Here is a 12,106-nt window from a genome sequence, read left to right on the forward strand (position 1 = left end):
ACCCAACATGCCTAATCAAAACATCAATACCATTGATGATGTTATCAATGCATTGAATCAAATTATTACCTCATCAGAAAAAGACGAAAGTCCCTTAGGTTATTTTGCTGCTTTATATTTACAAGTTACTCTCAGAGTACAGGAAGGAATCAAAAATAATGAGTTTCAGAATGGTCCCAGAATGGAAAAACTGGATGTTATTTTTGCTAAAAGATATATTGATGCTTATACCTTTTATCAGGTTGGAAAACCTGTAACACTATCTTGGCTAAAAGCTTTTGGTTTTTCATACAATTGGCGCCCTATAGTGTTACAACATCTGTTAATAGGAATGAATGCACATATCAATCTGGATCTGGGAATTGCTGCAGCAGAAGTATCGAAAGGACATGATATAGAAGATTTGCATCATGACTTTAATAAAATAAATGAAATTTTGGCTTCTATGGTAGATCAGGTAGAAAAAGACCTCACTTCTATATGGCGTCCTTTGAAATCAATTATCAAATGGACAAAAAAAGCAGATTCATTTCTTATTGATTTTAGTATGGAAAAAGCCAGGGATGGCGCCTGGAAATATGCAAAAAGTATCGCCGGACTATCGGGGAATGATCTACAAAAAATGATTCAAAAAAGAGATCAAAAAGTAGCAAAAATTGCTAATCTAATAATCAATCCTGGATTGATTATCAATCTTCTTTTCTTCCTTATCAGACTGGGAGAACGAGGGAGTGTCTCTGAAAAAATTAAAATTCTGACTAATAAACATACTTCAAGTCCTTCGTAAATTATCTTAGAAAGTGCGAAGCTTGATTATTGAATAAAATTTAACATATTTACATTATTTAGATTTGTTCTAAATAATATATTTGCACTTCACACAATCGGATCAATTAGTATTAATTAAAAAACCTTCATGTTACCCCCCATGAAAAAACGACTCAAAATTACAGGTATCCTAGGCATTTTAGGAACTTTATTAATGTTTTCCGGCGATATGTTTTTATACTACACAACAGAAGACTTTATGCTAGAAACAGAACTCATAGAAGTATTAGGTAATATAGACCATGACAGGTTAACCATCGGAGGCATGTTAGGACCTCTTGCGGCTGTTCTATATTTTATCGGTTTTTATCAGATATATATGGCGATTAAACCGCATAATAAAACAATCGCCCGGATAATTTTCGGATTGTATTGTCTGGCTATGTCATTCGGAGGCGCTTTTCATTCGCAATTCACTTATTTAGGATTGGTATCTTATAGTGAAGACAGTAATCTATTAAAAATAGTACAGGATAAAATTATGTTATTTTATGCTGCTGCTGTTATTCCTACATTAATTGCCAGTATATTATTTGCTGTTATGATTCTTATCAAAAAAACAAATTATCCCAGGTGGATGGTATTATGTACGCCTATCGTATTATTCCCTATTTTTAATTTAGTTCAGCTGTTACCTCAGCCATATATGGTTGTTGTAGCCGGAGGCTGGAGCAATCATATCTATCTGATATTCTTTAGTGTATCTACATATGTCTTATTGAGAGATGAGGAAAAAAGATTATTTACCCGTATGGTATAATTACTCAATTCCTAATTGTTTTAACACATTATTTTTATACGTTTCTCCAATAGGAATACGAATCGTATCAACGAGCACTTTGGTTTTCTGAAGTGCTTTTATTTTATCAATATTAACAATATAAGAACGGTGGATTCTTATAAACTTATGATCCGGTAATTTATGGAGAATCTCTTTAAAACTCAATAAAGTTAAAATAGGCTTATCAGTTCCTTTAATATAAATTTTTATGTAATCTTTTAACCCCTGCATATACTGGATATCATCTACATTAATTTTGATATTTTCATACTCTGACTTGACAAAAATAAAGTTTGTATACCCCTCTTCTGCTTGCACCGATTGAACAATGGTTGTATCCGAAATTGCTTTTTGGTGTAATTCGTATTTTTCTTTAGCTCTGGATATAGCCTTTAAAAACCGTTGAAAAGGAATGGGTTTTACTAAGTAATCAACCGCATTAAGATTAAATCCATCCAATGCATATTGCGGATAGGCAGTAGTGAATATAAACGCTGGGATATTTTCTATTGTTTTTACCAAGTCAATTCCTGTAAGATTTGGCATTTCTATATCCAAAAAAACAAGATCTACCTGTTGTTTATTTAGAATGGTGATTGCTTCTAACGGGTTCGTGCATTTAGCAACAATCTGTACTCCTCCTATTTGTTCTAAATAGGATTCTATCACATCTATCGCCAAAGGCTCATCATCAATAATTACACACTTCATTTATGTTAGTTTAAGAGTTAATTCTACTATAAATCTGTTATTTTCTTCTTTTACCATCAGCCAGTGTTTATCCGGATAGAGCAATTGCAATCGTTCTTTGGTATTCTGAAGACCTATTCCCGAATTCTGATAGTCCTTCTTTCTATTACCAATAAGGTTAATACAAGAAAACTGCAATTCTCCCTGATGAACATATATTTCTATTTTTACTTCTGTATTCCCTTTAAAGTCCGTCCCGTACTTAAATGCATTTTCAATAAATGAAATCAATAATAGCGGTTTTATTTTTTGATTGAGGATACTGCCGTGTATTTGTATGTTGACATCTTCATTATTCGCAATTCGCAATCGTTGTAATTTGATATAATTCTGAATATAGTCCAGTTCCTGATGTAACAATACAAATTCACTATCTGTCTGATATAACATATAACGCATTAACTCGGAAAGGGTTATAACCGCTTCCGGGGCTATATCAGACTTTTTGGTTGTCAGTGAATAAATACTATTCAATGAATTAAACAAAAAATGTGGATTTAACTGGCTTTTTAAATACAATAACTCAGAAGTAACTCGCTTTGACTCTATTTCCTGATTCTTTTTTTCATTTTTCTTCCATTCCTCATAAATACGCAAAGAAGTACCAATGATTAATGAAATAACATTAAACAAAATAGATATTCCTATTTCTAATTTTTTGAATAAAAAAAGTTCATCTTCGCCTGCTATTCTATCAAACTGATGAATAGGGGTCAAAATCACTTTGTTCAAAAAAACAGGAGTAATAATAATTAAAACGGCGCATAACGTATATTGTAATGTTTTCTTTTTAAGCAGCAATCTGGGAACCAGAAAAAGGTAATTTACATAAAACAAAACAATGTTTATCCATATCCTAAGCAAGAACTTTACCGGGAACTCTCCTTTTTCCAGAAATAATTGATTAGCAATGGTAAATACAACAGCTATCCAGATAATAATATGAAAGAATAACTGCTTATTTTTTTTGATGGTTGGAATCACGCTAGCGGGTTATAATTTAGGGTAAATGTAAACAATTAACTGTAATCTTTTTTAACTCTGAGATACTCACTGAGGGAGAAATTCCATTTAGTAATTTCTCTTTTACAAAATCTCCGACCAATCTGGCATGTGCAGCGGTACAAAAAGACTTGTTTTCCTGTATTGCGGGAATATAATCTTGTTTAATAATAACTCGATTATGTAACTTGATTGTATATCCGTAACCCGCCATGGTTTTATGTACGCTTGTTATAAGAGGTTCTTTTTTTTCTATGGTATCTTCTACAACAGCATCTACTGTATACACTATGGTCCCTACTAACATTCCTAATACTAGCAGGTTTATTATTTTTATGCTTTTTATTAAATTCATTTGCAACAGGGTTGATTATATAGTTACCCCCCAAACATCTTTGTTACTTCTAATCAGCATATTTGAGGGGGTAAAACAATTAACTATAAAAAAACAGGATATAAAAATTAATCGTCTTCGTTATATTCTTCCTGAGGGAATAACTGGTAATTATCGTCCAGATAAATTCCTCCATTTCTTCCTAGCAGTACAAATGCGCTGCTACCATTACTAAAAGAAATTGCGTCTTGTCTCGGTAAAGCTTCTAATTTGGTGATTTCTTCCCATACATCAGATGAGGGGTTGTATTCCCATATAGAACCAACGGCCCCTGCATTGTAGCCTGTAGCGATATATCCCAATCCATTTAACTCAAAACCTGTGGCGTTAGATCTGGCTATAGAATAATCATCATCTTCGTCCAAATCTTTTTTTCGAGTCCATTTTTCACTTGATAAATCAAACTCCCAAAAGTCAGTTTTATTCAGCCCATTACTTTGACCTGTTCCCAGATATACTTTATTCCCTATTTGGAATGTAGTAGCATCTCTACGTTTATCTCCTCCAAATCCTTCTAACTTGGTCCATTCATTTGTTGTCGGTTCAAAAACCCAAAAATCTTTCTGGTCATTATCTCCATCATATCCGGTACCTACATAACCTTTACTACTAGACCCGAAACCAACAGCAGCTCTTCTTGGTCCTCCTTTAAAATCTGTTTTTTGCGTCCAGACATTGGCAGTCGGATTATATTCCCAGAAATCACTTAATTCAAAATCTCCATCATATCCTAATCCAATATATCCCATCGAACCAATTGCCAATCCTGTAGCAGCACTTCTTCGTATTCCTGGAAAATCTGCCTTCTGCACCCAGAAATCTCCTTCCATATCATATTCCCAGAAATCCTGTAAATAATCATCTCCATCATATCCGGTACCTACATAACCTTTATTTCCAATTACAAAACTAGCAGCACTACTTCTTGGTATTCCATCAAAAACAGAACTCTCAACCCAGTTCCCTCTTTCAAAATCATCGTCGTTATTACAGCTTATTGAAATCGCTGCAATAGCGATTATACCAACAATTCGTCTCTTTATATTTATCATTCTATGTATTTAATTAAAATTTATAAATCCTGTTTTACTTCACTGGTTTACTTTTTATACTCAGTAATACGCTTCTAAGGGAATTATTTCTCTTAGCGTATACTTCTCCTTGAACTAGTTTTGAAGTTGATTGTTCTTTATCCCTCTAGAAAGGAAAATCATGCACAACTTATTACTAGATTCTTTTTATGGATTCTCCGAGAATTCTTTTTTTACAATCTCTTATTATAACATGAATAATCAACCAGTTATCAATTGTGGTAGCAAATCTATTTTATCGATCCCTATAGAAAAAAAACAATAGATATACACGTTCTTTATATAGACTAACCTCTGTTTTTTATAGACGAAAATCTCTTCGGTTTTTCATCTATAAAATTCCCTTGTTTATCCTAAAAAAAACGATACCGGTATATGTTATTTTATATTCCATGAAAGCTGTAGTAGGTTCGCTGAAAATTATTGAAATAATGAAATATATATGTATAATCACTAGTTTACTATTACTATTCTCGTGTAGTAAAAATGAAGAAGATCTCTCATTAGAAATTGGGGATGATTGGATTGATGGAAAGACCAAGGTTTATTATATCGATACGATTAGCGTCGCAACATCAACCTTTAAATTTGATTCTTTAATGATGCCGAATTCTAAAAGAATTCTGGTAGGAAACTACAATGACCCTGTATTCGGACACACAGAAAGTCAAAGTTATATGGAGTTAATAGGCTCTTCTTTCTCTCTGGACAATGAAGCTATCTATGATTCTATTGCTTTGATTTTACCCTATGATAACTACTACTATAACGATACAATTCCTACTCAGCAAATAGAAGTATATGAAGTACTAGAAGAAATTAAACCCGAAGATGATTTTTTTTATAACACATCTGCCTTTGATTACAGTGGTACGCCTATAGCTACAAAAAGATTCTCCCCAACCCCGAGAAAAGAAGACTCATTACACATTACAGTCAGTAACCTTTTTGGAATTGAGCTCTTTAAAAAAATAGTAGATGACAAAATCAATAATAACGAAGAATTTACCACAGACTATAGAGGAATCACCATCAAAGCAAATGAACAAAATACTGCCTTTTTAGGATTCAAAAAAAGTGGCGTACTCAGGGTTTACTATACCTTAAAAGAAGATACACAGGTCAAAGAATTAACAATGGATTTTCTCATCAACGAAACAAAATTCTTTAATCAAATAAAAAGTGATAGGAGCGGTACTTATTTCGAAACTCTCAAAGAACAAAAAATAACAATCCCCAGTACTGATACTGATAATAATTGCTTTATCCAGGCTGGAGTTGGAATTGCTACCAAAATAGACATTCCCTTTATCGAAAGAATTAATGACATTCCAGGAACAGGAACTATTATAGAAGCCTCTTTAAATATCTCTCTCAAACATAAAAGTAGTACCGAGTATCATACCACAAGAGACTCCTTACAGTTTTATGTAATCAATAAAAATTCAGAAATAGTCAAAGAATTATTCACCCCGACAGGAGTCCCTGTTGAAGGAACAATCACAAAAGATGACAGTGAATTCAATGTTGTCAATTATGTCATTCCTATCAAAGATTTTTTAGATAATAAATTACACAATTCGACATACAGAGAATTGTATTTAGCCATGTACTCCAAAGAATATAATTATGCTGTAGACAGATATATTTTTAATGGAGAAAATGCCCCGGATGATAAAAAAGTAACCCTAGAATTAACGTATGCCATTTATGACGAAGATGATGAATAAAATAATTGTATCCGTTGTTTTTCTGATCATTATTACACAAGGACACGCTCAGACAAATGACTTATCTGGTTCTCCTTATTCCTTATATGGTTTGGGAGTTCCAAATGAATCCAATACCGGGAAGACAAACTCAATGGGTAAAACAGGAATTGCAATGCCCTCTGACAATGCGATAAACAACCTCAACCCTGCTTCATATGCCACCATCCCATCCAACAACTTTTTTTATGATATTGGAGTTAAAGGACAAAAAGAAACCCTGGCAGAAGCTGGAAATGAAGAACCTAGATTTAATGCTAATTTTTCGAATATAGCCATTGCTTTCCCGATCAATAATAAATCTGGAATGGGAATTACCCTAATTCCATATACCAATGTCGGTTATTTATTGATGGGAATTGAAACTGAAATAGAGGGATCTAATGATACCTTTATTAGCAACATCAAAGGTAGTGGGGGGCTTAATGACCTGAGAATAAACTATGCATATCGGCTTACAGAAAAATTACGTTTAGGAGTAAGCGCTTCGTATCTATTCGGAAAAATCACAGAAGATGAGCGAAGTTTTATAGGAAACACAACCCTGAGTATTCACGAAGATAATTATTATAACGGTTTCAAATTTGGGGGAGGATTTCAATATGATATCTCTAAATTTATCACATTGGGAGGAGTTATCAATTTCCCTGTTACTTTGCGTGGAGACCAAACCAGTTATGTAACACAACCAGGCTATGAACCTATCGTAAATGAATCAGATTTGGACACTTTCGAACTCCCTTTAGAAATTGGATTTGGGGTTCATACCAAATTAAAAGAAAACCTATTACTAAATATAGATTATAGAAGGAACTTCTGGGACGCTACAAACCAAACTGATCAAATAGGAACTTATGTAGATCAAGATTTTATTGGAATTGGTATGGAATATACGCCGAAAAAGAGAGGTTTTAAATACTGGGAAAGAATACAGTACAGAGCAGGTTTTAATATGGATAACGGAAACCTAGAAGTAGATGGAGAACGTGTTCACGGAGCTGAATTCACATTAGGAATCGGACTTCCTATGAAAGGAATTAGTAACTCTATGTTTAACATCTCTTATTCTTATGGACAAAACGGTCAATTAACAAATGGATTAATACAAGAAAATTATCATACCGTAACGCTTAATTTTAGTTTGGACGGTATCTGGTTTAAAAGGAAAAAATTCCAATAGACAAAAACTCTATACCTAACTCTTGCCATAAGTAGGTAATAGTGTTAAAACCGGAAATTAAAGTTTCCGGTTTTAGCTATGATTCATTTTGACATTCCTAAAAGAGTACGAAAATGTCCTTATTAGCATTGCCAGGAGGATGAGGATATAATACCATAGGGTTTTCCCAAAGGCAATTTACTTTCTTCCTCGTTTCTTGAATAGAGAAGTATCTAAAAAATATGTGAGTTTCATCGTAAACGAATGATTACTATCCGTAGAAAGTACCGAATCAAAATTCTCAGTATACGAACTCCCTACAGCTTTATCAGTCCTATTAGTTCCCATTTTATACCCTAAACTAATTTCACTTGCCGGAGCAAACTGCCATCTCGCCAGTACATCTATCGTAAAAGCATTAAAATTCTTATCGTATGAATCTACATTGATATCCAAATCATTTTTTTGTAATTCCCCTCTTTTAGTAAGGGAGTATTGATTTCGATAATCTGCCTGAAACCAATAATGTCTTAACCGTGCATTGATATTAACCTTTGCATTTACTGCATAATTAAGATGAAGTCTATTTGTTAATTCTTTGGTACTTCGTTCTCCAAAAATAACAGTATCCTCCTCTGTATCAATATACCCTGCATTTCCGGGATTATATGAATAATTTTGAGCTAGGTAAGCCGAAAAATGTTGTCCTAAACGAGCTCTGATACCATATCCACTGTGAATCGCATTTTTATAAATCGCATTGTTTAAAAATTTTACCCCGACGATATAACCTGCAAATGATATGTTCTTATTGCGATTGGTTTGATATTCAAAAAAGCTTTCAGCAAATGCGGGACGTACAAAATAATATCCCTCTTTTCTAGGTTCATAAAAATCCTTCCGCTTTTTTCCATAGGTAGAAGATGTGTATATCACATGATTATTTTTCTTGAATCGCGCATTTCCATAGAGCCTATATGTAGCTAATTCATTTTCCATAAGACTGTAATAATATCGCTGCCTATGAGTAGCTCCCACCTGATAATTAGCAAATGTTTTTTTGGGTGACGGATTAGTATACTGAAGATTTCCCTGGAACTGCAATTGATTGTTTCTGGCTAAAAAACCAAAATCATTGATATCAAAATCATCGTCATACATATTTAGAGAGATATTTCCAGTCCATTTCCCGCTAACTTTAGAAAATCTTCCAAAATATTGATGACCAAATACATTTTTCTCATCCGAAAAATATTGTTGAGAAACTGCTTTTTTAAAATACATAGAATACGTTCTGTTCTTATTATACCATCGGTATAACAAAGCAGACAAATTCGCATCATAAGTTACTCCATTTCGCAAAACTGAGTTATTAACCAATGTTACAGAACCATTATTGCGCAATGCCTGATCTAAAACGACTGATGTATAATTAGTCAACGGATTAGTAGTTTCTTTTCGTATCGTATTAGTAATCGTATCACGAATTTCAGCTTCACTTTCCGCAGTTACGCCATTGAGTACTCCTACTGATAATCCCCCGGAAGATTTTCCTGTTACCTTTACTAAGTTCAAAATATTAGCTGTTAGCGGATTAGAAATAATTTCTTCATTTTCTTTCGTATCCAGATTGTTTTTATCAATAGGCGTTCCTCCTATTCTACGAGTATAGATATACCCTCCTTTATCAAATATTTCAGTCCCTTCGATAAAAAATTGCCTGTTCTCATTAAATCTCACCTCAAAAGGAGATAAGTTAAATACCTGGTCATCTGATTGAGCCTGGCTAAAATCAGGAATCATAGATACATCTAATGTATATGCATTATTATGCACATATTTCATATCCAATCCTCCGGTAAAACTCGTTTTAGTACCACTACTTCCTCTGCGTTCTGTCAGTGAAGATACAAATGGAAAAAGTGATAAATTAAGTGGTGGGTGTACTTTTTTAATTCCTGTAAGCTTTCCAAACTGGTTTAAAAAACCATCTATATTCGCGTCGATATGATTCCAGTAAGAACTTTCATTCAGTTTAGAAGAGAACCGTTGAAAATTAATTCTAAAATTACTCATGTCATCTTTAGAAAAGCGAATACTATTAAACGGTATTCTCATTTCTACTGTCCAATACGTATCATATTGCATAACGTTACTTTTCCAGATAACATTAAAGTTTCTATAACTAGAAAATTCACTTAATTTTTCATCAGATTGTACACCTGCTGCAGTTACCGTAAAATCATAGCCTTCTCTTGCTCTCCCAAAAGGGTCCATCTGAATCCCAAAAAAATCAGTATTCCCTGTATTATCTCTTGCCGTTAGTTGAGCATTGATTTCTTCTTTGCTTTCTACAAATAATTTTGCTGCTACATAGATATACGTATTATCATATTGCACTCCTATCTTTGTTCTTCGTTTAGATTTCTCACCATTATCAGGTCGATTCTGTATAAAATAACCATCAATCATATAGGGCTCCCATTCATCTTTATCCAATACTCCATCTACTTTTACTGGGGCTTCTGTAAAATGAATCTGTATTTCTTTTTGAGTATACCCTTTTAGCCAAAGACTAAAAACACAAAAAAGAAAAACCCATTTATTTTTATACTGCACATTATTAACTGGTATTAATCCCATAATATTCCATTTTATTTCCGGACAAATGTCATTCGGTTTTCTGGATAAGCAGGTTAAACGAAGGTTAATGGAAAGGTTAATATCATTTCGTTTTTAAAGCATCTTTGTTAACTCGAAAAGCCAAAGCCAGTAATAATCATACTTGCAGAAAGAAGGAAGGTTAATGATCGGTTAACGGTTCAAAAACATATGGCAGCACTAGACATTATGTGTACTTTTGAACTGTCGGAAAAATTCTACAAGCAAAAAGAAATATCTGATTATCACTATAACTATATAAAGAAAAGCTTTGTGAAAAATAAAATTATCATATTAATTATTGCATCTGTATTAGCATTATTAGCACTATCAGGCATACAAGCATACCTGATTCAAAATGCATATCAGTTAAAAAAAGATAATTTTCTCAAAGAGACCAAAGAAGCCATTTCTGAGATTGATGACGGACATATCCTCGACTCATTATATGGAGAGGTCTGGGGAGAAAATATGATGACTCACCTTTCTGACTATAAAAACAATCGATTCTCTAAGGAAGAGGCAGCAAAAAAAATAATAGAAGAAGCAAATGCTATCAATCCCGAATACACAACTCATTATGAGAATGAGTTAGACAAGATCAACCTGGGATACGACATTAAATACAAGAAAATCATCAGTAGTCTTCTTATTTTTGAAGGGAGTAAGATCGATACCATTATCTTATCTACTTCCCAGAATAAAATCAAACTGTTTGGTAGAAATTTTAATGAAACGAATGAAGAAGTAATCAATACCAACAGATGGTTTACACAAAATCAATTTATAGATCAGCGAGGAGGAACAATTAAAACAAAAACATATGATCTGGAAGTTATCTCACAAGATGTAATTCTTATCAGAGATTGGAAAAATATAGTATACGGAAGAATGATGGGACTACTACTCTCTTCTCTGTTGATTTTTCTTTTTGTTATCAGCCTCTTATATTATTCTATAAAAAATCTGGTAAATCAAAAGAAAATTACCGCGATCAAAACCGATTTTATCAATAATATCACACATGAGCTCAAGACCCCGCTGGCGACCTTAGGTATCGCATCAAAAAGCTTGCAAAAAGAAGCAATAAAAGCATCTCCCGAAGCATTTGAAAATACCTTAAAAATCATTGATCGACAAAATGACCGGTTGCAAAAACTAATTGATCAGGTTTTAACCAATAGTCTAAGCTCAGAAGATATTGTCCTGTATAAAGAACAAATAGCAGACACACTTTATTTTGATAATCTGATTGAAGATTTCAAACTCTCTAAACAACAGGATCAATTAAGTATTATAAACCATGTCTGCGAAACAGAAGTCATTCTAAGAATTGATATCTTTCATTTTACAACTGCCCTTCTCAATATCCTTGACAATGCTGTAAAATATAGTACTGACCATACCATTATTAGCATAAAAACTCATATTGAGCGGAATCAATACATCATTGCTATCGCAGATAACGGAATAGGAATTTCCGAGAAAAATCAACAATACATTTTTGATAAATTTTATCGGGTCAGTGATGGAAATGTACATAATGTAAAAGGATTAGGTCTTGGTATGTATTACACACATCAGATTATAAAAGCACACAAAGGATCGATTACTATAGAAAGTGAACCTAATAAGGGAACTGCTTTTACTATAAAAATCCCGATTCATTAA

General features: G+C 33.1%; 10 protein-coding genes. 5 read left to right on the forward strand and 5 right to left on the reverse strand.

Annotation, left to right across the window (positions count from 1 at the left end; translation table 11 throughout):
• The first annotated feature begins 7 nt into the window (after positions 1–7).
• Both ACFSTE_RS18870 and ACFSTE_RS18875 read left to right on the forward strand, forming a co-directional pair.
• On the forward strand, positions 8–787 hold the full coding sequence (locus ACFSTE_RS18870; protein ID WP_176030116.1) for a DUF5995 family protein: 780 nt from the start codon (positions 8–10) through the stop codon (positions 785–787).
• 141 nt (positions 788–928) lie between these two features.
• A complete protein-coding gene (locus ACFSTE_RS18875) occupies positions 929–1,588 on the forward strand; it encodes a DUF6796 family protein (RefSeq protein ID WP_176030115.1) in 660 nt (219 codons plus the stop codon).
• On the opposite strand, the gene ACFSTE_RS18880 is transcribed toward ACFSTE_RS18875, so the two are convergent.
• The 4 genes from ACFSTE_RS18880 to ACFSTE_RS18895 form a co-directional block, all read right to left on the reverse strand.
• Positions 1,589–2,320, reverse strand: coding sequence for a LytR/AlgR family response regulator transcription factor (locus ACFSTE_RS18880; RefSeq protein WP_378255087.1), 732 nt, complete (start codon positions 2,318–2,320; stop codon positions 1,589–1,591).
• Entirely contained in the window at positions 2,321–3,343 is a 1,023-nt protein-coding gene (locus ACFSTE_RS18885; RefSeq protein ID WP_378255089.1) for a sensor histidine kinase, read from the reverse strand. It abuts the gene before it with no gap.
• Between the two features lie 16 nt (positions 3,344–3,359).
• A complete protein-coding gene (locus ACFSTE_RS18890) occupies positions 3,360–3,716 on the reverse strand; it encodes a DUF4907 domain-containing protein (RefSeq protein ID WP_176030112.1) in 357 nt (118 codons plus the stop codon).
• 107 nt (positions 3,717–3,823) lie between these two features.
• Positions 3,824–4,807 carry a Kelch repeat-containing protein gene (locus ACFSTE_RS18895; RefSeq protein ID WP_378255091.1) on the reverse strand — a complete coding sequence of 328 codons (984 nt, stop codon included), beginning with the start codon at positions 4,805–4,807 and terminating at the stop codon, positions 3,824–3,826.
• A gap of 470 nt (positions 4,808–5,277) precedes the next feature.
• On the opposite strand from ACFSTE_RS18895, the gene ACFSTE_RS18900 reads away from it, so the two are divergent.
• Together ACFSTE_RS18900 and ACFSTE_RS18905 are read left to right on the forward strand one after the other, a co-directional pair.
• Complete coding sequence (locus ACFSTE_RS18900; protein WP_378255095.1) at positions 5,278–6,576, forward strand: DUF4270 family protein; 1,299 nt, start codon at positions 5,278–5,280, stop codon at positions 6,574–6,576.
• The gene (locus ACFSTE_RS18905; protein ID WP_378255097.1) at positions 6,566–7,795 is read left to right on the forward strand and encodes an OmpP1/FadL family transporter; all 1,230 of its coding nucleotides are present in this window, start codon (positions 6,566–6,568) and stop codon (positions 7,793–7,795) included. The genes ACFSTE_RS18900 and ACFSTE_RS18905 overlap by 11 nt, the downstream gene beginning before the upstream one ends.
• A 177-nt stretch (positions 7,796–7,972) precedes the next feature.
• Here ACFSTE_RS18905 and ACFSTE_RS18910 read toward each other — a convergent pair whose 3' ends face one another.
• Positions 7,973–10,417, reverse strand: coding sequence for a DUF5916 domain-containing protein (locus ACFSTE_RS18910; RefSeq protein WP_176030109.1), 2,445 nt, complete (start codon positions 10,415–10,417; stop codon positions 7,973–7,975).
• Positions 10,418–10,606: 189 nt separating this feature from the next.
• Here ACFSTE_RS18910 and ACFSTE_RS18915 point away from each other — a divergent pair, with 189 nt between their 5' ends.
• Positions 10,607–12,106, forward strand: coding sequence for a sensor histidine kinase (locus ACFSTE_RS18915; protein WP_254884031.1), 1,500 nt, complete (start codon positions 10,607–10,609; stop codon positions 12,104–12,106).

Source organism: Aquimarina hainanensis, assembly GCF_042684685.1.
Lineage (GTDB): Bacteria > Bacteroidota > Bacteroidia > Flavobacteriales > Flavobacteriaceae > Aquimarina > Aquimarina hainanensis.